29 protein-coding genes and 1 tRNA gene are annotated in these 26882 nt (G+C 60.8%); 13 read left to right on the top strand and 17 right to left on the bottom strand.

Features of this window, described 5'->3' with window-relative positions; all coding sequences use genetic code 11:
• Positions 1 to 28 precede the first annotated feature (28 nt).
• The 8 genes from IEV38_RS07255 (at position 29) to IEV38_RS07220 (ending at position 9956) form a co-directional block, all read left to right on the top strand.
• Positions 29 to 3349 (top strand): DUF748 domain-containing protein, encoded by a 3321-nt coding sequence (locus tag IEV38_RS07255; RefSeq protein ID WP_188395535.1) that lies wholly within the window; start codon positions 29 to 31, stop codon positions 3347 to 3349.
• Positions 3350 to 3566: 217 nt separating this feature from the next.
• Positions 3567 to 3959, top strand: a complete 393-nt coding sequence (locus IEV38_RS07250) for a hypothetical protein (RefSeq protein WP_188395534.1) — start codon at positions 3567 to 3569, stop codon at positions 3957 to 3959.
• Positions 3960 to 4069: 110 nt separating this feature from the next.
• On the top strand, positions 4070 to 4630 hold the full coding sequence (locus tag IEV38_RS07245; RefSeq protein ID WP_188395533.1) for a hypothetical protein: 561 nt from the start codon (positions 4070 to 4072) through the stop codon (positions 4628 to 4630).
• A gap of 87 nt (positions 4631 to 4717) precedes the next feature.
• Entirely contained in the window at positions 4718 to 4927 is a 210-nt protein-coding gene (locus IEV38_RS07240) for a hypothetical protein (protein WP_188395532.1), read from the top strand.
• A gap of 108 nt (positions 4928 to 5035) precedes the next feature.
• Positions 5036 to 6253: a chromate efflux transporter gene (gene chrA, locus IEV38_RS07235; RefSeq protein ID WP_229728924.1), complete on the top strand. Its 1218-nt coding sequence runs from the start codon at positions 5036 to 5038 to the stop codon at positions 6251 to 6253.
• A gap of 329 nt (positions 6254 to 6582) precedes the next feature.
• Positions 6583 to 8925, top strand: coding sequence for a Tex family protein (locus IEV38_RS07230; protein WP_188395531.1), 2343 nt, complete (start codon positions 6583 to 6585; stop codon positions 8923 to 8925).
• Positions 8926 to 9043: 118 nt separating this feature from the next.
• The gene (gene grxD / locus IEV38_RS07225) at positions 9044 to 9358 is read left to right on the top strand and encodes a Grx4 family monothiol glutaredoxin (RefSeq protein ID WP_188395530.1); all 315 of its coding nucleotides are present in this window, start codon (positions 9044 to 9046) and stop codon (positions 9356 to 9358) included.
• Position 9359: 1 nt separating this feature from the next.
• Positions 9360 to 9956, top strand: coding sequence for a UbiX family flavin prenyltransferase (locus IEV38_RS07220; protein ID WP_188395529.1), 597 nt, complete (start codon positions 9360 to 9362; stop codon positions 9954 to 9956).
• Between the two features lie 66 nt (positions 9957 to 10022).
• On the opposite strand, the gene IEV38_RS07215 is transcribed toward IEV38_RS07220, so the two are convergent.
• The gene (locus IEV38_RS07215; RefSeq protein WP_188395528.1) at positions 10023 to 11231 is read right to left on the bottom strand and encodes a cation:proton antiporter; all 1209 of its coding nucleotides are present in this window, start codon (positions 11229 to 11231) and stop codon (positions 10023 to 10025) included.
• 186 nt (positions 11232 to 11417) lie between these two features.
• Here IEV38_RS07215 and IEV38_RS07210 point away from each other — a divergent pair, with 186 nt between their 5' ends.
• Together IEV38_RS07210 and IEV38_RS07205 are read left to right on the top strand one after the other, a co-directional pair.
• On the top strand, positions 11418 to 11591 hold the full coding sequence (locus IEV38_RS07210; RefSeq protein ID WP_188395527.1) for a DUF3606 domain-containing protein: 174 nt from the start codon (positions 11418 to 11420) through the stop codon (positions 11589 to 11591).
• A gap of 630 nt (positions 11592 to 12221) precedes the next feature.
• Positions 12222 to 13910: a methyl-accepting chemotaxis protein gene (locus IEV38_RS07205; protein WP_188395526.1), complete on the top strand. Its 1689-nt coding sequence runs from the start codon at positions 12222 to 12224 to the stop codon at positions 13908 to 13910.
• A 114-nt stretch (positions 13911 to 14024) separates the two neighbouring features.
• Here the strand turns inward: IEV38_RS07205 and IEV38_RS07200 are convergent.
• The 6 genes from IEV38_RS07200 to petA all read right to left on the bottom strand — a co-directional run bounded on the left by IEV38_RS07200 (position 14025) and on the right by petA (position 18216).
• A tRNA-Thr gene (locus tag IEV38_RS07200) sits at positions 14025 to 14100 on the bottom strand.
• A 27-nt stretch (positions 14101 to 14127) separates the two neighbouring features.
• Positions 14128 to 14634 carry a ClpXP protease specificity-enhancing factor gene (locus IEV38_RS07195; protein WP_188395525.1) on the bottom strand — a complete coding sequence of 169 codons (507 nt, stop codon included), beginning with the start codon at positions 14632 to 14634 and terminating at the stop codon, positions 14128 to 14130.
• A gap of 85 nt (positions 14635 to 14719) precedes the next feature.
• Positions 14720 to 15331, bottom strand: coding sequence for a glutathione S-transferase N-terminal domain-containing protein (locus IEV38_RS07190; RefSeq protein ID WP_188395524.1), 612 nt, complete (start codon positions 15329 to 15331; stop codon positions 14720 to 14722).
• Positions 15332 to 15415: 84 nt separating this feature from the next.
• Positions 15416 to 16180: a cytochrome c1 gene (locus IEV38_RS07185; RefSeq protein WP_188395523.1), complete on the bottom strand. Its 765-nt coding sequence runs from the start codon at positions 16178 to 16180 to the stop codon at positions 15416 to 15418.
• Between the two features lie 21 nt (positions 16181 to 16201).
• A complete protein-coding gene (locus IEV38_RS07180; RefSeq protein WP_188396083.1) occupies positions 16202 to 17608 on the bottom strand; it encodes a cytochrome b in 1407 nt (468 codons plus the stop codon).
• Positions 17608 to 18216, bottom strand: a complete 609-nt coding sequence (gene petA, locus IEV38_RS07175) for a ubiquinol-cytochrome c reductase iron-sulfur subunit (protein ID WP_188395522.1) — start codon at positions 18214 to 18216, stop codon at positions 17608 to 17610. The genes IEV38_RS07180 and petA overlap by 1 nt, the downstream gene beginning before the upstream one ends.
• A gap of 268 nt (positions 18217 to 18484) precedes the next feature.
• Between petA and mscL the strand changes: the two genes are divergently transcribed.
• Positions 18485 to 18907 (top strand): large conductance mechanosensitive channel protein MscL, encoded by a 423-nt coding sequence (mscL, locus tag IEV38_RS07170; RefSeq protein WP_308633571.1) that lies wholly within the window; start codon positions 18485 to 18487, stop codon positions 18905 to 18907.
• A gap of 47 nt (positions 18908 to 18954) precedes the next feature.
• Here mscL and IEV38_RS07165 read toward each other — a convergent pair whose 3' ends face one another.
• The gene (locus tag IEV38_RS07165; RefSeq protein ID WP_229728923.1) at positions 18955 to 19662 is read right to left on the bottom strand and encodes a response regulator; all 708 of its coding nucleotides are present in this window, start codon (positions 19660 to 19662) and stop codon (positions 18955 to 18957) included.
• Positions 19663 to 19783: 121 nt separating this feature from the next.
• A complete protein-coding gene (locus IEV38_RS07160) occupies positions 19784 to 20536 on the bottom strand; it encodes a Nif3-like dinuclear metal center hexameric protein (protein WP_229728922.1) in 753 nt (250 codons plus the stop codon).
• Positions 20537 to 20586: 50 nt separating this feature from the next.
• On the opposite strand from IEV38_RS07160, the gene IEV38_RS07155 reads away from it, so the two are divergent.
• Both IEV38_RS07155 and IEV38_RS07150 read left to right on the top strand, forming a co-directional pair.
• Positions 20587 to 21765 (top strand): Do family serine endopeptidase, encoded by a 1179-nt coding sequence (locus IEV38_RS07155; protein ID WP_188395519.1) that lies wholly within the window; start codon positions 20587 to 20589, stop codon positions 21763 to 21765.
• Positions 21766 to 21774: 9 nt separating this feature from the next.
• Positions 21775 to 22440, top strand: a complete 666-nt coding sequence (locus IEV38_RS07150; protein ID WP_188395518.1) for a DUF2461 domain-containing protein — start codon at positions 21775 to 21777, stop codon at positions 22438 to 22440.
• Between the two features lie 32 nt (positions 22441 to 22472).
• On the opposite strand, the gene tatC is transcribed toward IEV38_RS07150, so the two are convergent.
• From tatC to hisA, 8 genes are read right to left on the bottom strand one after another with little or no spacing between them, the layout of a single operon-like run.
• The gene (gene tatC / locus IEV38_RS07145) at positions 22473 to 23222 is read right to left on the bottom strand and encodes a twin-arginine translocase subunit TatC (protein WP_188395517.1); all 750 of its coding nucleotides are present in this window, start codon (positions 23220 to 23222) and stop codon (positions 22473 to 22475) included.
• A gap of 38 nt (positions 23223 to 23260) precedes the next feature.
• Positions 23261 to 23770, bottom strand: coding sequence for a Sec-independent protein translocase protein TatB (gene tatB / locus IEV38_RS07140; protein WP_188395516.1), 510 nt, complete (start codon positions 23768 to 23770; stop codon positions 23261 to 23263).
• Positions 23771 to 23828: 58 nt separating this feature from the next.
• Positions 23829 to 24059: a Sec-independent protein translocase subunit TatA gene (gene tatA, locus IEV38_RS07135; RefSeq protein ID WP_188395515.1), complete on the bottom strand. Its 231-nt coding sequence runs from the start codon at positions 24057 to 24059 to the stop codon at positions 23829 to 23831.
• A gap of 55 nt (positions 24060 to 24114) precedes the next feature.
• The gene (locus tag IEV38_RS07130) at positions 24115 to 24474 is read right to left on the bottom strand and encodes a histidine triad nucleotide-binding protein (RefSeq protein WP_188395514.1); all 360 of its coding nucleotides are present in this window, start codon (positions 24472 to 24474) and stop codon (positions 24115 to 24117) included.
• Between the two features lie 53 nt (positions 24475 to 24527).
• A complete protein-coding gene (locus IEV38_RS07125; RefSeq protein ID WP_188395513.1) occupies positions 24528 to 24869 on the bottom strand; it encodes a phosphoribosyl-ATP diphosphatase in 342 nt (113 codons plus the stop codon).
• Between the two features lie 20 nt (positions 24870 to 24889).
• The gene (gene hisI, locus IEV38_RS07120) at positions 24890 to 25297 is read right to left on the bottom strand and encodes a phosphoribosyl-AMP cyclohydrolase (RefSeq protein WP_188395512.1); all 408 of its coding nucleotides are present in this window, start codon (positions 25295 to 25297) and stop codon (positions 24890 to 24892) included.
• Positions 25294 to 26058 carry an imidazole glycerol phosphate synthase subunit HisF gene (gene hisF, locus IEV38_RS07115; protein WP_188395511.1) on the bottom strand — a complete coding sequence of 255 codons (765 nt, stop codon included), beginning with the start codon at positions 26056 to 26058 and terminating at the stop codon, positions 25294 to 25296. Before hisF ends, hisI begins: the two co-directional genes overlap by 4 nt.
• Positions 26055 to 26855, bottom strand: coding sequence for a 1-(5-phosphoribosyl)-5-[(5-phosphoribosylamino)methylideneamino]imidazole-4-carboxamide isomerase (gene hisA, locus IEV38_RS07110; RefSeq protein WP_188395510.1), 801 nt, complete (start codon positions 26853 to 26855; stop codon positions 26055 to 26057). Before hisA ends, hisF begins: the two co-directional genes overlap by 4 nt.
• Between the last annotated feature and the right edge of the window lie 27 nt (positions 26856 to 26882).

Here is a 26882-nt window from a genome sequence, read left to right as displayed (position 1 = left end):
CTACACCCCCATCACCAGCGATGCTCCCATGCCCAACCTCACCTCGCGGCTGTCGCAATCCCTTCGCACCTTCTCGCAAAAACGGACCGTCCGGCGCACGTTCATCGGGCTGGTCGCCTTCATCGTCCTGATCGGACTATTCGGCTGGCTCGTACTGCCGGGGATCGTCAAATCGCAGGCCGAGCAGCGCCTGACCGAGATGCTTCATCGCCAGACCAGCATCGGCAAGGTCGAGATCAATCCCTATGCCATGCGCCTGACCGTGCGCGACATGAAGATGATGGAACCTGCCGGCGACGGCGGGCAGCCGAGCGAACAGGTATTCGCCTCCTTCGACGCGCTGACCGTCAATCTCTCCTGGCAGTCGCTGTTCCGCTTCGCGCCCGTGGTCGAGCAGCTGAAGCTGGAGACGCCCTATGTGCACCTGGTGCGCAAGGACGACAACGGCTACAACATCGACGATATCCTCGCGCTCGGCAAGGATGAGCCGCCCTCGCCCGAACCCGCGCGCTTCTCGCTTTTCAACATCGAGATCGACAACGGCCGCATCGAGTTCGACGACAAGCCCGCGCATACCGTGCACCACGTCGCCGACCTGAAGATCGGCGTTCCCTTCATCTCCTCGCTGCCGTCGCAGGTCGAGGTCTTCGTCGAACCGCTGCTGAGCGCGCGCGTCAACGACACGCCGCTACTGATCAAGGGCCAGACCCTGCCGTTTGCCGACCCGCTGGAAGCGACCGTCGATCTCGACTTCAACGACCTCGACCTGACCGCCTACCTTGGCTACATCCCCGGCAAGCAGCAGTTCAAGGTGCCGAGCGCGCGGCTCGACGTGAAGATGGTGGCGCGCTTCCAGCAGAAGAAGGATGCCGCACCGGCGCTCGTGCTCAACGGCGACGTCAAGCTGCGCGATCTGCAGGTGACCGGCCAGGACGACAAATCCATCGCGCGTCTGCCGGAACTGGCGGTCACGCTGCAGGACGCCAAGGTGCTCGACCAGCGCATCGACATTGTCCGCATCGGGCTCAAGGGCCTGCAGGCCGACATCGCGCGCGATGCCAGGGGCCGCTTCAACTTCGACAACCTGCTGATTCCCGCCGAGCAGCCTGCCGCAAAAACCGACACCGAGAAAACCACCGAACCGCAAGCGCCGGCCAAGCCATCCGGCTTCAGCCTCGCCCTGGCAGCACTCGACATCGAGGACGCCGCCCTGCGCTACGACGACGCCGGCGACGAACGCCCGCTCAAGGCCGGCATCGAGCGCTTCAACCTCCACATGCGTAACACCGTGTTCGATGCCGGCAAGAATGCACTCACGGTGGAAGAAATCGCATCCGACAATGCCGAACTGATGCTGCAGCAAGGCAAGCAGCAACGCCGCGCGGTCGTATCGCCAACCGCAGCCGCAAAAAAAGGCGGCAAGCAGGACGAAGGCATGGCCGTCACCATCGGCAAGATCGCCGTCGCCAACTGGTCGGCCAAGCTCGAAGACCGCTCGCTGCCGCGCCCGGCCGTGACCACCATTGCACCGTTGACGCTCAACGTGCAGGAATTCTCGACCGCTGCTTCCTCTCGCAGCGCGCTCGACCTGCAAGCCGCCGTCAACAAGTCCGGCAAGCTCGCCGTCAAGGGCAGCGTCGGCATGGCGCCGGTGCACGCCGACCTCGCGCTCGACTTCAGCCAGGTCGATATCATGCAGTTGCAGCCCTACTTCACCGAGCACGTCAACATCCTGCTCACGCGCGCCAACCTGTCGGGCAAGGGCACGCTCAAACTCGATCAGGGCAAGAACGACGCCTTCGTCGGCGGCTTCAAGGGCAATCTCGCGCTCGGCGATCTGGCGACCATTGACAAGCTCAGCAGCAACGACTTCCTGCGCTGGAAGGCGCTGACCTTCAGCGGCATGGACGTCAAGTTCGCGCCGTTCGCACTCAACGTCGATCAGGTCGGCCTCAACGACTTCTTCGCGCGCATCATCATCGACCCGAACGGCCGCATCAACCTGCAGGACGTTGCGCGCAGTCCGGAAGAAGCCGCGCGCAGCGTCACCGAGGCCGATGCCAACGTCAATCTTGACCGCGACAAAAAGGCCGGCGGCGTCAACACCGCAACCGCCACCGTGCCCGGCGAACCCAAACCCGCCAGCGACATGCCGCCCATCAAGATCGGCAAGCTCGTGCTGCGCGGCGGACAGGTACGCTTCACCGACAACTTCATCAAACCCAACTACACCGCCAACCTCATGAAGTTCGGCGGCACCGTCGCCGGCCTGTCGTCCGATCCGCAGAGCCGCGCCAACGTCGATCTGAACGGCCTCGTCAACAGCGCGCCGCTCTCGGTCGCCGGCAACATCAACCCGCTCAAGGGCGATCTGGCGATGGACATCAAGGCCGAGGTACGCGGCATGGAACTGGCGCCGCTGTCGCCCTACTCCGGCCGCTACATCGGCTACGGCATCGAGAAGGGCAAGCTGTCCTTCGACGTCGCCTACAAGGTCGAGGACCGCACGCTGACCGCGCAGAACCGCCTGATCCTCGAACAGCTCACGCTCGGCGACAAGATCGAAAGCAGCGAAGCCGCCAACCTGCCCGTGCACTTCGCACTGGCACTACTGCGCGACCGCAACGGCGTCATCGACATCAACCTGCCGATCGGCGGCTCGCTCGACGATCCGGAATTCTCGGTCGGCGGGCTGATCGTCAAGGTCATCGTCAACGTCATCACCAAGGCCGTGACCGCACCGTTCGCGCTGATCGGCTCGCTGTTCGGCGGCGGCGAGGAAATGTCGCACGTCGCCTTCGACGCCGGCCGCGCTCGCATTCCGGAAGCCGGCGAAGAGAAATTGCGCGCGGTCGCCAAGATGCTCGAGGACCGCCCCGCCCTCAAGCTCGAAATTACCGGCCGCACCGACGCCGCCACCGACCGCGAAGGCCTGAAACGCGCCGCCATCGACCGCAAGGTACGCGCCCTCAAGCTCAAGGACATGGTGCGCCGCGGCGAATCGGGCGACGTGGAAAGCGTGACCGTCAGCGAGAAGGAATACCCTGCCCTGTTGAAGCGCGTTTATAAGGACGAGGACTTCAAGAAGCCACGCAACATGATCGGCCTGCAGAAGGACATTCCGGTAGCGGAGATGGAAGCGCTGATGATCCAGAACACCACGATCAGCGACGACGACCTGACCGCACTCGGCAACCGCCGCGCGCAGAACGTCAAGGAATGGCTGCTCGAGAAAGGCAAAGTGCCGGAGGAAAGGATTTTTATTCTGGCGACGAAGACGGGTGGAGGAGAGGCGAAGGAGGGGGAAGGCAAGGACGTGCCGAATCGGGTGGATTTCTCGTTGCGGTGAATACCCCATGTTTATGGGGGATTGCCACTGAGAAACCGAGACTATAATTGCGCGTTGAAAATTTGTCATTCCATAGATTTTAGGTGGTCTAAATACTTTACTTAGCTTTCCATTTTTGTGAGAGGCAATGCGGTTCTCGGGAACATCATTTATTTAGGCCACATTGATTGATGAAGACAATGCTGTCTAAATATAGTTAGGCAATAGGAACCTTGGCATGACTGAAAACACAACCACTAAAAATAAACCCATGCATTTTGCCGCTTACCTCGGGCTATACATCGGCGCATGGATTGCCGGTGCGGTAGTAGCGAATGGCATTTCAATAATAATGGGAAGCGTCTATGCCCAAGCCACGGCCCCTGTAATTATTGGCTTCTGGATTGGCAAGAGCCTAATGAAGAATAGACGTAGGGACTGGATTGGAATTCTATGTTTTCCTATTTTTACCTTTGTTTCAGGACTGCTCGGACATGCCATGGGCTATGCCTTTGCGAACCAGAGCGCCAGTGGCTTAAATTACTCTGCGCTAATAAGTCTTGTAATTGCGTTCGTCCTTTCGTGTGGACTATTTGCCATACTTAATACAAAGCGCAAAGTATTGGATTAAGTTGCCGCAGTAGATCGTTAGCATTCAAATTTCGCACTAAAGAAAAACTGAGCCTAACAGTGCGTTCGAGACGGACGGCTACGCCGCCGCTCAACTTAAGCGTTAGAGGCATGCCATTTTCCCACGCAACTCCATACTCAAAGCTCACAGATGAGCAACATATGCTCATTGGCATGTTTGTGTCGGAGTGGGCCACCGCAGAGTTTTATCTTGGCCTCGTCTTGGGCAGGCTGCTGCTTGCACCAGAGTACCTGTCGCGAACATACACAGACTCCTTAGGTGCTGCTCAACTTCAGGACTCTATTCGGCAAGCTGTAGGAATTCAAAAGGAGCGCTATAGCGGTAAGCTCGTTGCTGACGACTTACTCGATGAGGTTCTTGCGCTCAACCGAAAGATCGAACACTTGCGCTCTCTTAGAAACAAGTTTGCCCACTTCTGTTGGATGCGAGCTTCAGATGAAGAGATGTTTGGGACAAACTTTTCTGGTGCGGCTCCGAACGATAAGCGACACAAAAGATCCTTTGCGTCACTGAAGGTTGACGAAATTCGTCAGCAGCACCAAGAACTATTCCGCGCTGTCGAGCGGTTGCGGACAATCGTAGGAGAAATCCCTGAAGTTTCTGAGGAGGCGGCGATAGCTGCGTTCAAGGCATCCAGGGATGGCCTCTAACAATTCATTCAAGCCGACACCACTTCGCGGTGCGGCATCATTCAGGCGTTAGGCTGCAGCAAAGTATTACGCACGGGGGGATATGCAATGGCAACAACAATGTACTTCGAAGAGGTCGTTCGTGACCAAGGTGATAAGACCTCAATGGAGATTGAACTTGGTCGCTCCTCCTTCTATCCAGAGGACAGCATCTATCTGAAAGTAGATGACAAACTCGTGATAATGGATCGCGCGACGGCTAAACGTTTTGTAGAGGCAGTAGCAGCCGTCGGCAGCTATCATGGCTTCATTGACTAGGCCGCTCGCATCGATAAAGGGGCCGGCTTCACTTTAATTTTTTTGATATAGATGATCCTTGGCCATCGCTTTCAAAACAAAGCAATGCTGCCCCTTTGAGTCCACATCGTGACGCATCCTAAAACTGCCGCGGAATGTGGTGCACCCGAAGACACGATCCGTATCTTCCTGATCTTCCTGCGACTGGGCCTGACCTGCTTCGGCGGCCCAGTCGCACACGTCGCCTATTTTCGCGACGAGTTCGTCGCGCGCCGACGCTGGTTGACCGAACGTGCCTATGCCGACCTGGTGGCCCTGTGCCAGTTCCTGCCGGGACCGGCCAGCAGCCAGGTTGGCATCGCATTGGGATTGTTCCGTGGTGGCTATGTCGGCGCGCTGGCAGCATGGCTCGGTTTCACACTGCCGTCGGCCATCCTCATGGTCCTGTTTGCGCTCGGCATCGCACCTCATGAGGTACTTCTGTCATCCGGCATGCTGTACGGACTGAAGGTGGTCGCCGTCGCTGTCGTCGCACAGGCTGTGGTGGGCATGGCACGCACGCTCTGCACCGACATACCGCGCATCGCATTAATGCTGGCGGCTGCCGGCGCCGCATTGCTCTTTCCCGTTCCGCTCGCGCAGATCGCCATCATTGCAGTGGCTGGAGTGATCGGTTTATTGCTGAAACCAACGCTAACCACACCGCATGACCCGCTGCCAACGACGATCAGCCGTCGCGCGGGGCTGGGCTGGCTGTGCGCGTTCGCCACGCTGCTGGCAGGACTGCCCATCCTGTCGCACATGTTTCCAATGCAGACACTGGCTGCAGTCGATGCCTTTTATCGCACCGGAGCGCTGGTATTCGGCGGCGGTCATGTCGTGCTGCCGCTGCTGCAGAGCGAGGTGGCCCATCCCGGCTGGATCGATGCCGATACATTCATGGCCGGCTATGCTGCTGCTCAAGCGGTACCCGGCCCGCTGTTCACGTTCGCTGCCTTTCTCGGTAGCGCGATGCCCGGCTTTGTCTCGCCGTGGCTGGGCGGAATGATTTGTCTGCTCGCGATCTTCGCCCCTGCCTTCCTGCTGGTCGCCGGCGTCCTGCCGTTCTGGGAAACACTGCGCCGCCAACCGAAGGCGCAGGCAGCACTCGCCGGGATCAACGCAGCCGTCGTCGGATTGCTGCTCGCCGCGTGGTATCAGCCGGTATGGACCACCGGCATTGTCGATGCACGCGATGCCGCGTTGGCGCTGCTGGCTTTTATTGCACTGATGTTCGGTCGGTTGCCGCCGTGGCTGGTCGTGGCGGGTAGTGCATTGAGCGGCTGGCTGCTATCAACATTGCCATGAGGCAGCCTATGATAGGCTCACGCCTCGCGCGGCAGCTTCTGACGGACAGGCTTGTGTAAAGAATTGTAAATAATGAGGGGTTTTGCCCTTCTCGTTCGTCATACATAGTGAGGAACAACAAAAAACGAAATCCGGGCGGCTGCCTTGCGCAGCCCCCGGATTTTTTTATCACCGGGCCGTTCCAGGATAAAAGCGTCCCCTCGGGGGACCGGTCAAGACCGTAGGGCTTGACCGAGGGGGGCTTTTTTATCGCCCTGTCAAGACTGACGCATCCCGCCCCAATTGCGTATCATCTAGCGCTTCATCCGTTTTACATTTCAAGATTCCTCATGTTGCCTTCCATCGAACAACGCCTGGCGGTCGAACTGGCCGCCAAACCCGCGCAGGTCGCCGCTGCCGTCGCCCTGCTGGATGAGGGCGCCACCGTGCCCTTCATCGCCCGTTACCGCAAGGAAGTCACCGGCGGCCTCGACGATACGCAACTGCGCCTGCTCGAAGAGCGCCTGCGCTACCTGCGCGAACTGGAAGACCGGCGCGCGGCGATCATCGCCTCCATCACCGAACAGAACAAGATGACGCCCGAACTGCTGGACGCCGTCAGCCACGCCGAGGACAAGACGCGCCTCGAAGACCTGTACCTGCCCTACAAGCCCAAGCGCCGTACCAAGGCGCAGATCGCGGCCGAAGCCGGCCTGACCGAGCTGGCCGACGCGCTGCTGGCCGACCCCACGCTCAATCCCGAGGAAGAAGCGGCAAGATTCATCAAACCCGCCTTCCAGATCGACGGCACCGACAATCCGGGCGTGCCGGACACCAAGGCCGCGCTCGACGGCGCGCGCCAGATCCTGATGGAACGCTTCGCCGAGGATGCGACGCTGCTGCAGGCACTGCGCGAATATCTGAACGAGCACGGCATCGTCGAATCGAAAGTGGCGGACGGCAAGCAGGACGCCGGCGCCAAGTTCGCCGATTACTTCGATTATTCGGAAACGCTCTCGACCATTCCTTCGCACCGCGCGCTGGCGCTGTTCCGCGGCCGCCGCGAGGAAATGCTCAACGTCAACCTGCGGCTGGATACCGAGGAAGAAAAACCCAAGTGGGATGCGCCGCACAACCCGTGCGAAGGCCGCATCGCCGCGCGCTTCGGCGTCAGCAACCAGGGCCGACCGGCCGACAAGTGGCTGGCCGATACCGTGCGCTGGGCGTGGCGCGTGAAGATTTTCATGCACCTGGAAACCGAACTGATGACGGCGCTTCGCGAGAAGGCCGAGGTCGAGGCGATCAACGTCTTCGCGCGCAACCTGAAGGACCTGCTGCTGGCGGCGCCAGCCGGCCCGCGTGCGACGATGGGCCTCGATCCGGGCCTGCGCACCGGCGTCAAGGTCGCGGTGGTTGACGCGACCGGCAAGGTGGTCGATACCGCGACCATTTACCCGCACCAGCCGCGCAACGACTGGGACGGTGCGCTGCATACGCTCGCGCAACTGGCCGAGAAGCACAAGGTGGCGCTGATTTCCATCGGCAACGGCACCGCCTCGCGCGAGACCGACAAGCTGGCGCAGGACCTGATCAAGCTGCGGCCGGAACTCAAGCTGACCAAGATCGTGGTGTCCGAAGCCGGCGCCTCGGTCTATTCGGCATCGGAATTCGCTTCGCGCGAACTGCCGGAGCTGGATGTCTCGCTGCGCGGCGCGGTCTCGATCGCACGTCGCCTGCAGGACCCGCTGGCGGAACTGGTGAAGATCGATCCCAAGTCGATCGGCGTTGGCCAGTACCAGCACGACGTTGGCCAGTCGCAACTGGCGCGTTCGCTGGATGCGGTGGTCGAGGATTGCGTGAACGCAGTCGGCGTCGATGTAAACACCGCGTCCGCACCGCTGCTGGCGCGCGTGTCCGGCCTCAACAACAGCGTGGCGCAGAGCATCGTCAGTTATCGCGACATGAAGGGCATGTTCGGCTCGCGCGCCGACCTGCTGGCGGTGCCGCGCCTGGGCGACAAGACCTTCGAGCAGGCGGCCGGCTTCCTGCGCGTGATGAATGGCGACAATCCGCTCGATGCCTCGGCCGTGCACCCGGAATCGTATCCGGTGGTCGAGAAGATCCTGGCCGACATCAGCCGCGACGTGAAGAACGTGGTCGGCGACAGCAAGCTGCTGAAGTCGCTCAACCCGGCCAAGTACGCGGACGAGAAGTTCGGCGTGCCGACCGTGACCGACATCCTGAAGGAACTGGAAAAGCCGGGCCGCGATCCGCGTCCGGAATTCACCACCGCGACCTTCAAGGAAGGCGTGGAGGAAATCCGCGATCTGCGTCCGGACATGATCCTCGAAGGCGTGGTCACCAACGTCGCGGCGTTTGGCGCGTTTGTCGATATCGGTGTGCATCAGGATGGTCTGGTGCATATCTCGGCGCTGTCCAACACCTTCGTCAAGGACCCGCACACGGTGGTCAAGGCGGGCCAGGTGGTCAAGGTCAAGGTGCTGGAGGTGGACGAGAAGCGCAAGCGCATCGCGCTGACCATGCGCCTGTCCGACAGCGCGCCGACGCCCGGCAGCCGTCCCGAACAACGCAGCGACCGCAACGACAACCGCCGCCTGCAGCAGCATCAGAACGCACGCCAGCCGGAACCGGCGGGCGCGATGGCGGCTGCCTTTGCAAAATTGAAAGGGTGACCCGGCGGCCGATGCCGGCCGGCAGGACGCCACGGTTTTTCCTATAATGGCGGCAATCATTCGACGGAATCACTCGACGCAATGACCCGCCGTAATCCAACCCTACACGAGGTATCAAATGAGCGACGACGTACAAAACTGGATCAAGCAGACCGTGACCGAACATCCGGTCGTGCTGTTCATGAAAGGCACCGCGCAATTCCCGCAATGCGGTTTCTCCGGCAGGGCGATTCACATCCTGAAGGAAAGCGGCGTGAAGGACCTGGTCACCATCAACGTGCTGGACGACGCCGAAGTGCGCCAGGGCATCAAGGACTACTCGAACTGGCCGACCGTGCCGCAGCTCTACGTCAAGGGCGAGTTCATCGGCGGTTCGGACATCATGACCGAGATGTTCGAATCGGGCGAACTGCAGACGCTGCTGAAAGGCTGACGTGACCGCAGCCGCCCGCCCGACACGCCTGATCGTCGCCATCACCGGCGCGACCGGCGTGGTCTTCGGCGTGCGGCTGCTGCAAGTGCTGCGCGAGATGCCGCTGGTGGAAACCCACCTGCTGGTTTCCGAAGCCGGCGTGCTGAACCTGCACCAGGAACTCGATCTCGGCCGCAAGGAAGTCGAAGCGCTGGCCGATGTCGTCTATAACGTGCGCGACGTCGGCGCCGCGATCGCCAGCGGGTCCTTCCAGTCCGACGGCATGATCGTCGCGCCCTGTTCGATGAAGACGCTCGCCGCCGTGGCCCACGGCCTGTCCGACAACCTGATCGCGCGCGCCGCCGACGTGGTGCTCAAGGAGCGCCGCCGGCTGGTGCTGATGGTGCGCGAGACGCCGTTCAACCTTGCCCATCTGCGCAACATGACGGCCGTCACCGAAATGGGCGGCATCGTCTTTCCGCCGCTGCCCGGCTTCTATCACCGCCCCGCCACCATCGACGAGATGGTTGACCACACCTTGGGGCGCGTGCTCGACCTGTTTTCCCTGCCGCATACGCTGACGCCACGTTGGCAGGGGATGAAGTCGCCCGCAGCGTGATTGCCAAATCCGCATGAAAAAGCCTGCGCATCCATCCGGAGCGCAGGCTTTTTTACGAATCGCACCTCAACTCGAGCGCGAAATCAGCGACTTCAGCTTCTGCAGCTTCGGATACACCATCGGCACCGTCAGCATGGTGCTGGCGACCGCCATCAGCAACAGGGCCGTGAAGGTCTCGCTGGTGATGATATGCTTGTCGAGCAGGATGTTGACGAAGATGATCATGATCAGCGCCTTGGTCTGCAGCAGCCAGCCGATGATCGATGCCTCGCCCTTCTCCCACTTCAGGATGCGGCCGGCCAGGTGAATGCCGGCCAGCTTGCCCGACACCGACGCTACCAGCAGCACGGCCGCCGCCCCGAACACCGCGATGCCGCCCATGTCCCAGTTGGTGCGCAGGCCGGTACTCAGGAAGAACACCGGCATGATGACCATCAGCACGTGGTGGCGCAGCATGTCCATCTTCTCCTGGTCGAACCAGTCGGCATCCATCACCGCGCCCGCGAGGAAGGCGCCGACCATGTAATGCAGCCCCGCCCAGTCGGCCGCCAGCCCGCAGGCCGCCAGCCAGATCAGACTCACGTACCAGCGATCGCGCTGCTGCAGGCTGCGCATGAGCTTGCGGAACAGATAGGTCGCCACCGCAAACACGACGAGAAACGCAGCCTGTCGGCCAACCCGCGTCCAGTCGAGCAGGATGATGGCCAGCACGCCCCAGATCGCAATGTCGTCCAGGCTCGCGTAGCGAAGGATGCGCTGGCCGATCGGCTGGCGCAGCACGTCGAGTTTTTCCATCAGCAGGATCAGGATCGGCAAGGCCGTCACGGCGCAGGCCATGCCGACGCCGAGAATGAATTGCCAGGTATGCGCCTCGCGGCCGATCCAGCCGTCGAAGGCCAGCATGCCGACCGCGGCAACGCAGCCGAACAGCAAAGGGCTGCCGAGCGCGAGTCCGGCCGTGATGCTGCTCTCGCGCCGGTGTTCCCACGCTTTCTTCAGATCGAGCTCGACGCCGGCGATCATCACGAACAGCATGACCGCCCACCACGCGACGCCATTGAGCGACTGGATCACGGCCGGCGTGAAGACGAAGGCGTAATAGTCGGGAAAGGCCGCGCCCAGCACGCCCGGCCCCAGCAAGATGCCGGCGATGATCTGCACCACCACCAGCGGCGCATAGTAATCCGTGCGCGCCACTCGCCAGATCAGGTAAGGCACGCTGAAGATCAGCAGCATGGCAATCAGGAACAGTTCGGTCGTGCTGATGGTGTGCATGGTCCGGAATGGGTAACAATGGACGGTTTGTTATTTTCGCAACGCGCCAGTGTGGCACAGGCCCGCCGGAAAAGGTAGAGGCCTACCGCAAGGAATGGCGCGGCAACGTCGCGCGAATGTGGGTTTGCGCACAGTCGGAATGTGACCGGAATGGCAAAGTGGCGGCATACGATCAAGGAGACCGTCATGCTGCACGATGATTTCTACTACGAACCGACAGACACGCAAGTCAGCAACCACCATGACTGGGACAGCCAGTATCTGGCATCGAAGTTCGGTTGTTCGCCCGACCACCTGCTGCGCGCGATGCGCGTAACCGGAGCATCCGCGGAGGAGGTGAAGCAGTACCTGCAACGCTGACCGGCAGGAAGAGAATGAACATGAACACCGCAAAGCCGGCGCCTCGCGGCTGTGCTGCCTGACTTCTCGCACTCTTCAAGGTCTGCCATCCGGCAGCCCCCACTCCCATCGCCGCAGACCAGCCTTCCAAGCCGAGCGGATGAGGCATTGCCGAGTCAGCAACCTTGCCTGACCGACCGCACCAATCGGCCCCGCCAGTTCCACTTACAACACGCCTCAACAGTCATTTCTTATCACAGGATTAAACCGATCAAGCTGCGATTGGCTCACTTGCAACTTGCAAGTCAATAGCGCCATGAATGGCGGCCTGGTCTGTCCGTCCTCTATCGATTCGGCGCGAACCGCCTTCTTCCCTTCTGCTTCAACACACTTTCCCCGATACCAATCAATCGCATTGTTCCGTACAGGCACTAAAGATTCGCATGTCGGAAACCGTTAAAAAAGAAGCGACACAGTCATGAAATCGCTTGTCTTTCTGCAAGCCGATCTCGTTGCGCCTCTCCCTTGATGGTTCGTTTGTGCTGTTGCAGAAGATTCGGCATGCCGGACAGCGGGGTGAGAGAAAGGCCATTGCCTGATTGTTTGCCCCTCGCGCTTTTGCGCATCACCTTTTCCGCCGCTGGAGACGTAATGCAAATCAAGAACTTGAAAATAGGAGCAAGGCTGGGAATCGCCTTTGGCGCACTGCTGATACTGATGGTCTTCATGACGGTAATGGGCGTGTGGCGACTGCAGCAAGTGGCGCAGGCCACGACGCTCATGGAAGAGGCCACGTTCAAGGAACGTCTGGCACAGGAATGGATAGGCGGCATCGCAACCAATACCGTGCGCACCTTTGCGCGCCTGAGAACCACCAGCCCTGAAGAAGAAAAGAATCTGGCAGCAGAAATGGCAGCCGTCAGCGCCCAGGTCAGCAAGGTGCAGAAACAGCTGGAACCCTTGATCCTTAGTGAAGAAGGCAAGAAGTTGCTGGCCGCCGTCGCCGAGCAACGCAAAACCTATAGCGCGATCCGGGACGCCACCTTCAAACTGAAGGAAGAAGGCAGTCCCGATCTGAACAACGCCATTGAAACAAAGGTGACGCCTGCGGCAGCAACGTACCTGCAATCCGTACAAACGGTGGTCGATTTCCAGAAAGTTATTTTCCAGAACTCCAAGAACGAAGCCGACAGAATCTATGAAGCCGGTCGCAATCTGCTGATCGTGCTCGGCTTGAGCGCGTTGGCACTCGGCGTGATACTCGCCTGGATTCTGACCCGCAGCATCACCCGCCCCCTGAGCTATGCCGTCCATGCGGCAGGCGTGGTTGCATCGGGAGACCTGACGGGCCAGATCAAGGTGGACTCGAAGGATGAAACCGGTCAATTGCTGCAGGCACTGAAGGAGATGAACGACAGCCTGACCACGAGCATCACGCGCGTGCGGTCAGGCGTCGATACCATTGCAACCGCATCCAACCAGATCGCCGCCGGCAACCTCGATCTGTCGTCGCGCACGGAAGAACAGGCAAGCTCCCTGGAAGAAACCGCGTCGTCGATGGAAGAACTGACATCTACCGTCAGGCAAAATGCCGACAATGCCAGACAGGCGAATCAGTTGGCCGTCACCGCATCGACCGTGGCGGAGAAAGGCGGCGCGGTCGTGTCCAGGGTAGTGGACACGATGAGCGACATCAACGCGTCCTCCAGGAAAATCGTCGATATCATCGGCGTGATCGATGGCATCGCCTTCCAGACCAATATTCTCGCGCTGAATGCCGCGGTGGAAGCGGCACGGGCCGGCGAACAAGGCCGTGGATTTGCAGTGGTCGCATCGGAAGTGCGCAATCTCGCGCAGCGTTCGGCCGCCGCCGCCAAGGAAATCAAGTCATTGATCGACGACTCGGTCAACAAAGCCGATACCGGCAGCAAACTTGTGACCGAAGCGGGCGAAACCATGGTGGAAGTGGTCGATAGCATCCGGCGCGTGACCGACATCATGTCCGAGATCATGGCGGCGAGCCAGGAACAGAGCGCTGGAATCGAACAGGTCAACCAGGCCATCGTTCAGATGGATCAGGTTACGCAACAAAACGCCGCACTGGTGGAAGAAGCCGCAGCCGCAGCCGATTCCTTGAGCAAGCAGGCGGTCGATCTGGCCCAGGCCGTGAGCATATTCAAGGTGAATGGCGTGGCCAGCAGCGCGAAACCTGTCTCGCACCTTGCAGCTACCGCCGTGAAACCGCCGCTCAAGCAACCAACGACAGCAGCGCCGAAGAAAATTGCTGACGAAACTCGCCCGACTTCCGGTTCCGCGGACGACGGCTGGGAAGAGTTTTAACGAAAGCGGATCGTTTCACCAACACAGGTATGGCTCATCGATTGTCGAGACCATGCCTGCGCTACGCTGCAAATGGAAAAGGCTTATCAGAAACTGATAAGCCTTTGATTTTTCTGGTGCCGGCTGCAGGACTCGAACCCGCCACCCCATGATTACAAATCATGTGCTCTACCTGATGAGCTAAGCCGGCCACGCTTTTGAAGAGCGGTATTCTACGCTATTTCACTCGCTTCAGAGCAGGCCGTCCGCCTTTTCTGGGCGGTGCGGGATCGTCGTCGCCGCCATCATTCTCATCGTTTTTTTCGATCGCCGCCAAGGTCGGCACCGATGCCAGCGTCGGTGCCGAAGAGGCGGATGGCTCGTCGAAATCGGCGTCGCCCGCCTCTTCCTCGCCCTCTTCTTCCAGTACCTTGCCACCGACTTCGAACGCCATGCCCTGACCGTTCTCGCGCGCATAGATCGCCACCACGTTATCGACCGGCACTTCGATATCGCGTGAAATGCCGCCGAAACGCGCGCTGAAGCGGATCAGATCGTTCTCCATCTTCAGGCCGCTGGTGGCGGTGAAGCTGATGTTGAGGACGATCTCGCCATTCTTCACGAATTCCATCGGCACGCGCGTGCCGCCATCGACCACGGCCGCCATGTAGGGCGTGTAACCGTTGTCGGTGCACCATTCGTAAATGGCGCGCAGCAGATAGGGCTTGGTGGAGGTTTCTGACATGGTGCGATGCAGGCATGGACTTGCCTGAAGTGTAACGCGTCGGCGCGCCTCCTGTCATGCGGACGGAGGACGCGCCGGGCAGGTCTTAACGACGCATGACCTTTTCGGACGGCGTCAGTGCCTCGATGTAGGCAGGACGCGAGAAGATGCGCTCCGCGTATTTCATCAGCGGCGCGGCGGTCTTCGACAGTTCGATGCCGTAATGGTCGAGACGCCAGAGCAGCGGCGCGATGGCGACGTCGAGCATCGAGAATTCATCGCCGAGCATGTACTTGTTCTTCAGGAACAACGGCGCCAGCGTGGTCAGACGGTCGCGGATTTCGTTGCGTGCCTTTTCCTGTGCCTTGTCGCCGCTGCGGCCCTTGTCGTTCTCGAGCGTGTGCACGTGGATGAACAGTTCCTTCTCGAAATTGAACAGCATCAGGCGCGCGCGCGCACGCATCAGCGGGTCGGCCGGCATCAGTTGCGGATGCGGAAAACGTTCGTCGATGTACTCGTTGATGATGTTGGATTCGTACAGCACCAGATCGCGTTCGACCAGGATAGGTACCTGGCCGTAGGGATTCATGGTCGAGATGTCTTCGGGCTTGTTGAAGAGATCGACGTCACGCACTTCGAAGTCCATGCCCTTTTCGAACAGGACCAGACGGCAACGCTGAGAAAAAGGGCAGGTCGTACCCGAGTAGAGAACCATCATTTTCTTGCAGTTCCTTAGAAACAAAAAGGCGAGACGCGAACGCCTCACCCGATGACGAATGCCCGCATTATGCGGGCACAAAAGCTACTTGACGTGCTTCCAGTAGGAAGCATTCAAGCGCCAGGTGATCACGATGAAGACACCGAGGAACAGCAGGACCCAGACGCCGAGACGTTTGCGGGTATGCTGCGCGGGCTCGGCCATCCATGTCATGAACGAAACCAGATCGGCGACCGATTTGTCGAATTCGATCGCGGACATCGTACCAGGTGTGATCTGCTCGAAGCCGACGAACTTGTGCACGGTCCGTTCCGGATCATGCGGGTCCTTCTCGTCGACAAACTTGGCAGCCCGGATTCCCTGCAGCTCCCACAAGGCGTGCGGCATGCCTACGTTGGGAAAGGCCATGTTGTTCCAGCCGGTGGCCCGGGTATCGTCCTTGTAATACGTCCGGAGGTAAGTATACAACCAATCGGGCCCGGAACCCGCACTTGAGGCCTTGGCGCGTGCAATTACCGACAAATCGGGGGGTGTTGCGCCAAACCAGGCCTTGGCATCCTTGGGCGACATGGCGATCGTCATCATGTCGCCGATCTTGTCGGCCGTAAACATCAGGTTGTTCTTGACCTGTTCCGGCGTCAGCCCCAGTTCCTGCAGCTTGTTGTAGCGCATGGCCGAGGCCGCGTGGCAGTTGAGGCAGTAGTTGACGAACAGGCGCGCGCCATTCTGCAGCGCGGCCAGGTCGCGCGTATGGTCAGGCGCCCGGTCAAGCGGGAAGTCGGTTTCGGCCGCCAGTGCGAGGCCCGGCAGGAGAACCACTGCTGCAATGATTTTTTTCAGCAATCTCATGATTCTTGGGTCCTTTCCGGCTCAATGCGGATGGAAAACGACACGGTCCGGCACCTGTTTGAAGGTTCCCAGCACGCTCCACCACGGCATCAGCAGAAAGAAGCCGAAGTAGATGAAGGTGCAGATCTGGGAAACCAGCGTGCCGATCGGCGTTGGCGCCTGCACCCCGAGATAGCCGAGGATCAGGAAGGCGATGCCGAACACGAGATAGATGTATTTGTGCCAACCGGGGCGGTAGCGGATCGATTTGACCGGCGAATGGTCGAGCCACGGCAGGCCGAACATGATCATGACCGACACGCCCATGAACACCACGCCCCAGAACTTGGCGTCGAAGATGAACATGGCGGCGATCACCACCAGGCCGATCACGGCCGCGGCAATCTTGAATACCCGTGCCAGCCGCGATTTGACGATGATCAGCGCCACATACGCTGCCACGCCAAGCGCCAGCCAGATCATGAATTCCGAGGTCGTGGCACGCAGGATCGAGTAGAACGGCGTGAAGTACCAGACCGGCGCGATGTGCGGCGGCGTCTTCAGCGGATCGGCCGGGATGAAGTTGTTGTACTCGAGGAAGTAGCCGCCCATTTCCGGCGCGAAGAACACGACTGCCGAAAACACTGCCAGGAAGATCGTGACCACGAACAGATCGTGCACCGAATAATACGGGTGGAAGGGGATGCCGTCGAGCGGCACGCCGTTTTCATCGACCTTCTCCTTGATTTCGACGCCGTCCGGGTTGCTGGAACCGACCTCGTGCAGCGCCACGATATGGGCGACGACCAGACCGATCAGCACCAGGGGAATCGCGATCACGTGGAAGGCGAAGAAGCGGTTCAGCGTCGCATCGGACACCACGTAGTCGCCGCGGATCCACAGCGAGAGGTCGGGACCGATGAAGGGGATCGCGCCGAACAGGTTGACGATCACCTGCGCGCCCCAGTATGACATCTGGCCCCATGGCAGCAGATAGCCGAAGAAGGCCTCGGCCATCAGGCACAGGAAGATGCCGACGCCGAACAGCCAGACCAGTTCGCGCGGCTTGCGGTACGAGCCGTACAGCAGCCCGCGCAGCATGTGGATATAAACCACCACGAAGAAGGCCGAAGCGCCGGTCGAGTGCATGTAGCGCACCAGCCAGCCCCACGGCACGTCGCGCATGATGTATTCGACCGAGGCGAACGCGAGGTTGGCATCCGGCTTGTAATGCATGACGAGGAAGATGCCCGTCACGATCTGGATCACCAGCACCAGCAGCGCCAGCGAGCCGAATACATAGAGGAAATTGAAGTTCTTGGGCGCGTAATATTCGGACAGATGCGCCTTCCAGGTGGAAGACAGCGGAAAGCGCGCGTCGATCCAGCCCAGCGCCCGGTCAGCCAGCCGCGCATCCGGCGGCAGTTGTTTCTCCTCGAACGCCATGATCAGGCCTCCCCTTTCTCATCCTGGCCGATGACCAGACGCGAATCGCTCAGATACATGTGGCGCGGCACTTCGAGGTTGTCCGGCGCCGGCTTGTTCTTGTAGACGCGGCCCGCGAGGTCGAAGGTCGAGCCATGACATGGACAGAGAAAGCCGCCCTGCCAGTCGGCCGGCAGCGACGGTTGCGCGCCGGTGGCGAAGCGGGTGACGGGAGAACAGCCGAGATGGGTGCAGATGCCCACCGCGACGAGAAAGTCGGGCTTGATGGAACGGTATTCGTTGCGTGCGTATTCGGGCGTGAGTTCGTCCGGATTGCGTTCGGAGTTGGGATCCGCGACCTGGGAGTCGGTCTTCTTGAGCGAGGCGACCATGTCCTCGGAGCGCCTGAGAATCCAGACCGGCTTGCCGCGCCATTCGACGGTACGCATTTCGCCGGGAGCCATGCCAGTCAGATCGACTTCGACCGGAGCACCGGCCGCCTTGGCGCGCTCGGAGGGCTGAAAAGTCGAGACAAACATGCCGGTGGTCGCCAATCCGGCTACGCCTCCCGCCGCACAGGTGGCGACGAGCAAACCGCGACGACCGGGGTCAACCTGCTTTTCGTTACTCATATCAACTCCAATTCAGTAGTCAAAATGCATCGTACGAAACTTCCAGCAACCCTTTTCTGGCCAAGCAACTCCGTATTAGAAGTGAATAGATAATCCCTTGTCAATTCATGGGTATTGCGTCCGACCCCTTTTGTCATTCGCGGCGCATGGGCAAAATAGCATTCTCCCGCTGTTTTGGGAATTACGAATTGACGTTCATGCCACGCGAAACTACGATACCGTTACTGCAATTTTTGTACAAACATCAATAACACGGAAAGGGATTGCCATGGGCATGATGCAGGAATTCAAGGAGTTTGCCGTCAAGGGCAACGTGGTCGATCTCGCGGTCGCTGTCATCATTGGCGGAGCCTTCGGCAAGATTGTCGATTCGATGGTCAAGGACATCATCATGCCGCTCGTCGGCAAGATCTTCGGCGGCCTCGATTTCAGCAGTTACTACATACCGCTCAACGGCCAAGCCACCGGCCTGCCACTGGCCGAGGCCCAGGCTGCCGGCGCGGTTCTCGCCTACGGCAACTTCATCACCATCCTGCTCAATTTCCTGATTCTGGCCTTCATCATCTTCCAGATGGTCCGCCTGATCAACAAGGCCAAGCGTGCCGAGGCGCCTGCTGCGGAAGAACCTGCACCGACGCCCGAAGACGTGGTCCTGCTGCGTGAAATCCGCGATGCGCTGAAGAACAAGTAATCGGCTGCGTTATTGCAAAAAGGCGGCTGCGTGCCGCCTTTTTTGTTTTACCGGGACTTGAGCCTGTCCATCTGCAGCAGGCCGCGTCGATTGGCTTCGTACACCGCCTCGCCGCGCGAATGCACGGACAGCTTGTCATAGATGTTCTTGATGTGGGTCTGCACGGTGCCGACCGAGAGCGACAACTGCCGCGCCACCTCGACATAGGTATCGCCACGCGCGATCAATTCGAGAATCGAACTCTCGCGCTTGGTCAGCGCAATCTGCGGCTTGTCGTCTTGCGGCGCATCGACCTCCTGCTGCGCCGGACGCGCATCGCGCATCTTGGCCAGCAGCTTGCGGGCGATGGTGGGACTGATCGGCGAGCCGCCTTCCCGCAGCTCGCGGATGGACGCCACGATATCCATGCGACCGACATCCTTGAGCAGATAGCCGGAAGCACCAGCCTCGATGCTGGCGACCACACTATCCTCGTCGCTGGACGTGGTGATGACCATGATGTGCGTGGCCGGAGAGTGGCATGCGCAGTAGCGGATCACCTCGATGCCTGAACCGTCCGGCAAGCCCAGATCGACGAGAAGAATATCGGGCGATTGCCCCTCCAGCCAGTCCAGTGCCGACTGCATCGAATCCAGCGCAGCCTGCAACTGGAACGACGGCTCCTCTTGCACCGCCAGGGAAAACATGCGCCGCGTGACGGCGTCGTCCTCCACGAGTAGCACCGTCACGGGTGCTTGAGCTACCGCTTGCAGCATGGTCTTGTCTCCATTCATGTGTTCTTGCGCTGCGGAGTACAGGTAGAAATCTTGCTATGGCGTAATTTATACCATAGGGATCGGCGTCAGGACAGTCCGGCGTGCCTGCGCGCTCGGCATCTCAAACCGGATTGTCGATATCGATGAAACGATGGGAAACACCGAAAGTGGCCGCCACATGCTCGCCCAGCGCCTGCACGCCGTAGCGCTCGGTCGCATGATGACCGCAGGCCAGATAGGCGACGCCGGTCTCGCGCGCCAGATGCACGGTCGGCTCGGATATCTCGCCGCTCAGATAGACGTTCGCGCCGGCCGCGATCGCATCGCCCAGAAAGCTCTGCGCGGCACCCGTGCACCAGGCGACCTTGCCGACCGGCTGCTGCGGATCGCCGATCACGAGCGGCGCGCGTCCCAGGCGCGCTTCCACCTGCCGCGCCAGATCGCCGACGGTGCGAATGGCACTGTCTTCCACCGCACCGGTCCAGCCCAGATCGTCCTCGCCGAAGCGCCCTTCCGCCCGGAAACCCAGCACGCGCGCCAGCTGCGCATTGTTGCCCAACTGCGGATGCGCATCGAGCGGCAAATGATAGGCGAACAGGTTGACGTCGTTCGCCAGCAGCATTTTCAGCCTGCGCTGCTTCTGGCCGATCACGCGCGCATCCTCGCCGCGCCAGAAATAGCCGTGATGCACGAGGATCGCATCCGCGCCGTGCTCGATGGCCGCCTCCAGCAGCGCCAGACTGGCGGTCACGCCGCTGACGACGGTGCCAATCGTCTCGCGCCCCTCGACCTGCAGGCCGTTTGGGCAAAAATCCCGAAAGCGGGTAATATCGAGCGTGCTTGCCAAATGTGCAGCAAGCGATGCTCTGCTCATTGTCTTGTGACTCGTCTTCTGACTCATTTCCTGCCCTTATTTCTACCTTTATGCGACGTCTCTGGCTGTTGTTTGCACAAACCGTCACCATCGGTTTGGCGATTCTTTTCATTGTAACGACCCTCAAGCCCGAATGGGCGGGCAGCCTGTTCGGCGGCACCCATCCGGTCCGCTCGGCGTCGGTGCCGATGTTCGAGGCGCCGGCCGAGGCCACGCCGGCGCAGGGCTCGTACCGCGAAGCCGCGCGCCTTGCGATGCCGTCCGTGGTCAACATCTTCACCAGCAAGAATGCCGCGCCCGCGCAGCACCCGTTCATGGACGACCCGTTCTTCCGCAAGTTCTTCGGCGACCGCTTCGACGAGGAACAGGAAAAACAGGTCAGCCTCGGTTCGGGCGTGATCGTCAGCCCCGAAGGCTACATCCTGACCAACAACCACGTGGTGGAAGCCGCCGACGAGATCGAAGTCGCGCTGACCGACGGCCGCAAGGCGCAGGGCAAGGTGGTCGGCTCCGATCCGGAAACCGATCTCGCCGTGATCAAGATCGACCTGAAAGACCTGCCGGCGATCACGCTCGGCCATGTCGAGGAAGCGCGCGTGGGCGACGTGGTGCTGGCGATCGGCAACCCGTTCGGCGTCGGCCAGACCGTCACCATGGGCATCATTTCGGCGCTGGGCCGCAATCATCTCGGCATCCTCGACGCCTTCGAGAACTTCATCCAGACCGATGCCGCGATCAATCCCGGCAACTCCGGCGGTGCGCTGATCGACGTGCACGGCAACCTGCTCGGCATCAATACCGCCATCTATTCGCGCAGCGGCGGCTCGCTCGGCATCGGCTTCGCGATCCCGGTCACTACCGTCAAATCGGTGATGGACGCCATCATCCGCGACGGCCAGGTGGTGCGCGGCTACATCGGCGTCGAGCCGCAGGACATCACGCCGGAACTGGCGGAGAGCTTCGGCCTCAAGAAAACCAATGGCGCCATCATCGCCGGCGTGCTCAAGGGCGGTCCGGCCGACAAGGCTGGCATCCAGCCTGGCGACATTCTGCTGTCGATCGACGGCAAGGCGATCGCCGACATGTCGGACATGCTCAACCACATCGCCCAGCTCAAACCCGGCACCAAGACCAAGGCCGTGATCCTGCGCCGCAACCAGGAGGCCACGCTGGACATCGTGATCGGCCAGCGCCCGCGCGCGCAATCGCGCACCTTCGAAGAGGAATAGAAAGCCGCCATGCACGTCCGCGATCTGACTGCCTATCTGTCCGAACTGTCGGAGAACAACAACCGCGCGTGGTTCGTCATGAACAAGCCGCGCTACGACATCCTGCGCGCGGAGTTCCTGCAGCTCGTGATCCGGCTGATCGCCGACATTGCACGTTTCGACCCGGCCATCGCCGGCTGCAATCCGAAGAAGGCGCTGTTCCGCATCAACCGCGACCTGCGCTTCTCGCGCGAGAAGATTCCGTACAAGACGCACTTTTCGGCCGCGCTCAATCCGAGCGGACTCAAGAAGCCAAGCCAGGGCGGCGGTCCTTCGTATTACTTTCACATCGACGAACAGGGAAAACTGCTGGTCGCGGGCGGCGAATGGATGCCACCGACCGACCGCCTGCGCGCGATCCGCGAACGCGTGATCGCCGATCCCGACGGTCTGGCGGCAGTATTGAAGGACAGGAAGCTCAAGCGCACCTTCGGCACGCTGCAGGAAGAAGGCAAGCTCGTGCGCGTGCCCAAGGGCTTCGATGCCGACCATCCGCAGGCCGACCTCCTGAAGCTCAAGAGTTATATCGTCTGGATAGAAATCCCGGTGCCGAAAGACCCGGATGTACTCGAGAAGATGCTGCGCGACGCCTTCCGCGATGCGTGGCCGCTGATCGCCTGGCTGCGCCAGGTCTGAGCATCGGTTCTGAAAACCGGGCCTGAAGAAACCTAGAGCGTTTCTTCCGATTCGGCCGGCGCGCGCGTGGCACGCGCGAAGATCGGCGCCAGGATCAGGCCGACCTCATAAAGCAGGCACAGCGGAATCGCCAGCATCAGCTGGCTCATGACGTCGGGCGGCGTCACGATCGCTGCCACCACGAAGGCGCCGACGATGACGTAGGGCCGTACCTGCTTGAGCTTCTGCACCGACACCAGTCCCATGCGCACCAGCACGATCACCACCACCGGTACCTCGAAGGTCAAGCCGAAGGCGATGAACATCGTCATCACGAAGCCGAAATAGCTGTCGATATCCGGTGCCACCGAAATCGATTGCGGCGCGAAGTTGTTGATGAAGTGGAAGATCACGCCGAACACGAAGAAGTAGCAGAACGCCACGCCCGCCATGAACAGCGCCGACGACGAGATCACGAGCGGCGCGATCAGCTTCTTCTCGTGCGCATAGAGGCCGGGCGCGACGAAGGCCCAGACCTGGTAGAGCACCCACGGCAGCGCGATGATGAAGGCCACCAGCATGGTCACCTTGACCGGGATCAGGAACGGCGTGATGACGCCGGTGGCGATCATCTTGCTGCCCTGCGGCAGCGCCTGCATCATCGGCCATGCCAACCAGTCGTAGATGGCGCCGGCCCACGGCATCAGGCAGGCGAACACGATCAGCACCGCCAGCGCCGCCTTCATGAGCCGGCTGCGCAGTTCGACCAGATGGGAGATGAACGATTCTTCGTTGCCAGTCATGTCAATTCTTCATGCACGCAACGGTGCGGAACGTGCGCTCATTGGAAAAAGGAACGCGGCGTGCGCGCCTTGCCGTCCGGGCTGTATTTCGCGACCCGCGCCGCGCCCGAGATCACGCGCGAGCGCTGGCCGGTGCGGCGCTTGTACCAAGTCGGCACCGCCGAGGTATGCGCGAGCTTCTTGCGGCGAAAGTTCTTCGACTTGTCCGATACCTGGTCCAGCGTCGGCGGCTCGCGCAGCGGATTGTCGTCGATCCCTGTAGCCGCCTCGTTCCAGACCGAATGCACCTCTTCCTCGACCTGCGAGAAATTGCGCTTGATCGTGCTTTCGACATCGCTGGCGGCCGACTGCACGTCGCGGTGCATCTTGCGCAGTTCGTCCAGCTCCATCTCGCGGCTCACCTCCGACTTGACGTCGTTGATGTAGCGCTGTGCGCGGCCCAGCAGCGTGCCGGCCATGCGCGCGACCTTGGGCAGCTTTTCCGGTCCGATGAAGACCAGCGCGGCCACCCCGATGATCGCGAGTTTGGAGAAGGCGATGTCGATCATGATTTCATGAGGAATGAACCGATGTCCGCGCCCGGCCGCGACCGCGCGCAGTCACGACTCAGTTCTTGGATTTTTCCCGTGCCTCGACATCGACGGTGGTCTTGTCGGCCACCTGCGACGGCGTTTGCTGCTTGGCATCGGCTTCTTCTTCCGCGCCCTTCACGCCATCCTTGAAGCCCTTGACCGCCTTGCCGACGTCGGAACCGATGTTGCCCAGTTTCTTGGTGCCGAAGATCAGGACGATCACCAGCAACACGATCAGCCAGTGCCAGATACTCAACGAACCCATTGCTTTCTCCTAGAAGGGCACAGCCCTGAATATAGATGCGAAAAACCTGATGAGATCAAACCAGCGAGCGTGCCCACGGACGCGGTCCGCCGAGCACATGCATGTGCAGATGGTACACCTCCTGCCCGCCGTCGGGACCGACGTTATAGACGGTCTTGAAGCCGCCCTTGCCATCGGCATAGCCGACGCCAAGTTCGCTCGCCAGCCTGGGCGCCAGCAGCGCCATCTTGCCGAGCAGGGCCTGGTCTTCTGGGCCGCATTCGGCCAGCGTCGGCAGGTGCTTCTTCGGCACGATCAGGATATGTACGGGTGCGGCGGGGTTGATGTCGTGGAAGGCGATGACGTCGTCATCTTCATAGACCGTCTTCGACGGAATCTGCTTGGCGGCAATCTTGCAGAAAATACAGTTATCCAAATTCTCGCTCCTCTTTTTTGCCCGCTATGTTCCGGCGCGATGATGCCGGTGCGTCAATCGCTCTTGCGTGCCGCTTTTTCGACGATACCCGAAATTCCCTCGCGCCGCGCCAGTTCGTCGAGCACGTCCTGCGGCGACAGATTGAACTGCACCAGCAGCACCATCGAATGGAACCAGAGATCGGCGCACTCGTACAGCACCTTGGCGCCATCGCCACTGACGCGCGCATCCTTGGCCGCCATCACGGTCTCGGTCGCTTCCTCGCCGATCTTCTTCAGGATCGCATCGTCGCCCTTTGCGAACAGGCGTGCCACGTAGGAAGTATCGGCGTCGCCACCGTTGCCGGGCTTGCGCGATTCGATCACTTCCGCCACGCGGTTCAGAATATCACTCATGGTCGTCCTTCAGCGTCGATTCACGACTTGTAGATCGAATCGGGTTCCTTCAGCACCGGCTCCACGGTCTGCCAGTCGCCGCTGGTGGCGTCACCCTCGAACTTCTGGAAGAAGCAGGCGTGGCGTCCGGTGTGGCAGGCAATGTTGCCGACCTGCTCGACCTTCAGCAGCACCACGTCCTCGTCACAGTCGAGACGGATCTCGTGCACCTTCTGCGTGTGGCCGGATTCCTCGCCCTTGTGCCACAGCTTGCGGCGCGAACGGCTCCAATAGACGGCCTCGCCGGTTTCGACGGTCTTTGCCAGCGCCTCGCGATTCATCCACGCGAACATCAGCACGTCGTTGCTGCCGACTTCCTGCGTAATGACGGGGACCAGACCCTGCTCGTCCCAGCGCACCTTGTTCAACCACTTTGCATTGCTGCTCATGCCAACCTCATCGGTATGCCCTGCTCCGCCATGAAGCGCTTGGCTTCCTGGACCGTATGCTGTCCGTAATGGAAAATGCTGGCGGCCAGCACCGCGTCGGCGCGGCCGAGTTTAACGCCGTCCGACAGATCCTGCAGACCGCCGACGCCGCCCGAAGCGATCACCGGCACCTGCACGGAGTCCGACACCGCGCGCGTCAGTTCCAGATCGAAACCGGAGCGCGTGCCGTCGCGATCCATGCTGGTCAGCAGGATTTCGCCGGCGCCCAGACCTTCCATTTTCTTTGCCCACTCGACCGCATCGAGGCCGGTCGCCTTGCGGCCGCCGTGCGTGAAGACTTCCCAGCGGCCGTCGCTCGCCTTCTTGGCGTCGATCGCGACCACGATGCACTGCGAACCATATTTCCGTGCCGCATCTGCCACCAGTTGCGGATTGCTGATCGCCGAACTGTTGATGCCGACCTTGTCGGCGCCCGCGTTGAGCAGGCGGCGCACGTCGTCAACCGCGCGCACGCCGCCGCCGACCGTCAGCGGAATGAAGACCTGCGAGGCGACCGACTCGATGATGTCGAGAATCAGGTCGCGTCCGTCGGAGGTCGCCGTGATGTCGAGAAAGGTGATCTCGTCGGCGCCCTGCTCGTCGTAGCGGCGCGCGATCTCGACCGGATCGCCGGCGTCGCGCAGTTCGAGAAAATTCACGCCCTTGACAACGCGACCGGCGGTCACGTCGAGGCAGGGAATGATGCGTTTTGCCAGGGTCATGCGTCGGCTTCCGGTTCTTCGCCGCTGAGTTCTTCGCCGCTGAGTTCGTCGGCGCGGTCCTGCGCCGAGCGCAGGTCCAGCGTGCCTTCGTAGATCGAGCGGCCGCAGATCACGCCTTCGATGCCCTCGTCCTGCACCGCGCACAGCGCTTCGACATCCTTGATGGTGTGCACGCCGCCCGAGGCGATGACCGGAATCGTCATGCTCTGCGCCAGCTTGACGGTAGCGTCGATGTTGACGCCGGCCATCATGCCGTCGCGACCGATGTCGGTATAGACGATGGCCTCGCAGCCGTAGTCCTCGAATTTCTTCGCAAGATCGATCACCTCGTGGCCCGACAGCTTGCTCCAGCCGTCGGTCGCGACCTTGCCGTCCTTGGCGTCGAGGCCAACGATGATCTGCCCCGGGAACGCGCTGCACGCGTCGTGCAGGAAGCCCGGGTTCTTGACCGCGGCGGTGCCGATGATGATGTAGGACAAGCCGTCATCCAGGTAGCGCTCGATGGTATCGAGGTCGCGGATGCCGCCGCCGAGCTGCACCGGGATTTCCTCGATGCCGTTCTCCTCGGCGAACTCGCGCACCGCCTGCAGGATGGATTTGACCGCCGTCTCGTTCTTCGGCTTGCCAGCAAAGGCGCCGTTCAGATCGACCAGATGCAGGCGCCGTGCGCCCTGCGCCAGCCAGTGGCGCGCCATGTCGGCGGGGTCTTCGGAGAAAACGGTCGCCTGTTCCATATCGCCCTGTTTGAGGCGAACGCAATGACCGTCCTTGAGATCGATGGCAGGTATGAGCAGCATGGGATCGATTTGTTGAAAGTGGTGAGT

It is taken from the genome of Oxalicibacterium flavum, assembly GCF_014635065.1.
GTDB classification, from domain to species: domain Bacteria; phylum Pseudomonadota; class Gammaproteobacteria; order Burkholderiales; family Burkholderiaceae_D; genus Oxalicibacterium; species Oxalicibacterium flavum.
This window is presented reverse-complemented; position numbering and strand designations above follow the sequence as displayed.

Bases quoted from the DNA above. Each gene is read 5' to 3' on its own strand.
- IEV38_RS07165 (WP_229728923.1), bottom strand. From the start codon at position 19,662: ATGCTGCAAGCGGTAGCTCAAGCACCCGTGACGGTGCTACTCGTGGAG.
- grxD (WP_188395530.1), top strand. From the start codon at position 9,044: ATGAGCGACGACGTACAAAACTGGATCAAGCAGACCGTGACCGAACAT.
- IEV38_RS07250 (WP_188395534.1), top strand. From the start codon at position 3,567: ATGACTGAAAACACAACCACTAAAAATAAACCCATGCATTTTGCCGCT.
- IEV38_RS07190 (WP_188395524.1), bottom strand. From the start codon at position 15,331: ATGATGGTTCTCTACTCGGGTACGACCTGCCCTTTTTCTCAGCGTTGC.
- IEV38_RS07205 (WP_188395526.1), top strand. From the start codon at position 12,222: ATGCAAATCAAGAACTTGAAAATAGGAGCAAGGCTGGGAATCGCCTTT.
- hisA (WP_188395510.1), bottom strand. From the start codon at position 26,855: ATGCTGCTCATACCTGCCATCGATCTCAAGGACGGTCATTGCGTTCGC.
- IEV38_RS07230 (WP_188395531.1), top strand. From the start codon at position 6,583: ATGTTGCCTTCCATCGAACAACGCCTGGCGGTCGAACTGGCCGCCAAA.
- tatA (WP_188395515.1), bottom strand. From the start codon at position 24,059: ATGGGTTCGTTGAGTATCTGGCACTGGCTGATCGTGTTGCTGGTGATC.
- IEV38_RS07215 (WP_188395528.1), bottom strand. From the start codon at position 11,231: ATGCACACCATCAGCACGACCGAACTGTTCCTGATTGCCATGCTGCTG.
- IEV38_RS07255 (WP_188395535.1), top strand. From the start codon at position 29: ATGCCCAACCTCACCTCGCGGCTGTCGCAATCCCTTCGCACCTTCTCG.
- IEV38_RS07245 (WP_188395533.1), top strand. From the start codon at position 4,070: ATGCCATTTTCCCACGCAACTCCATACTCAAAGCTCACAGATGAGCAA.
- IEV38_RS07185 (WP_188395523.1), bottom strand. From the start codon at position 16,180: ATGAGATTGCTGAAAAAAATCATTGCAGCAGTGGTTCTCCTGCCGGGC.
- IEV38_RS07155 (WP_188395519.1), top strand. From the start codon at position 20,587: ATGCGACGTCTCTGGCTGTTGTTTGCACAAACCGTCACCATCGGTTTG.
- hisI (WP_188395512.1), bottom strand. From the start codon at position 25,297: ATGAGCAGCAATGCAAAGTGGTTGAACAAGGTGCGCTGGGACGAGCAG.
- petA (WP_188395522.1), bottom strand. From the start codon at position 18,216: ATGAGTAACGAAAAGCAGGTTGACCCCGGTCGTCGCGGTTTGCTCGTC.
- tatB (WP_188395516.1), bottom strand. From the start codon at position 23,770: ATGATCGACATCGCCTTCTCCAAACTCGCGATCATCGGGGTGGCCGCG.
- hisF (WP_188395511.1), bottom strand. From the start codon at position 26,058: ATGACCCTGGCAAAACGCATCATTCCCTGCCTCGACGTGACCGCCGGT.
- IEV38_RS07125 (WP_188395513.1), bottom strand. From the start codon at position 24,869: ATGAGTGATATTCTGAACCGCGTGGCGGAAGTGATCGAATCGCGCAAG.
- tatC (WP_188395517.1), bottom strand. From the start codon at position 23,222: ATGACTGGCAACGAAGAATCGTTCATCTCCCATCTGGTCGAACTGCGC.
- IEV38_RS07150 (WP_188395518.1), top strand. From the start codon at position 21,775: ATGCACGTCCGCGATCTGACTGCCTATCTGTCCGAACTGTCGGAGAAC.
- IEV38_RS07210 (WP_188395527.1), top strand. From the start codon at position 11,418: ATGCTGCACGATGATTTCTACTACGAACCGACAGACACGCAAGTCAGC.
- IEV38_RS07240 (WP_188395532.1), top strand. From the start codon at position 4,718: ATGGCAACAACAATGTACTTCGAAGAGGTCGTTCGTGACCAAGGTGAT.
- mscL (WP_308633571.1), top strand. From the start codon at position 18,485: ATGGGCATGATGCAGGAATTCAAGGAGTTTGCCGTCAAGGGCAACGTG.
- IEV38_RS07195 (WP_188395525.1), bottom strand. From the start codon at position 14,634: ATGTCAGAAACCTCCACCAAGCCCTATCTGCTGCGCGCCATTTACGAA.
- IEV38_RS07160 (WP_229728922.1), bottom strand. From the start codon at position 20,536: ATGAGCAGAGCATCGCTTGCTGCACATTTGGCAAGCACGCTCGATATT.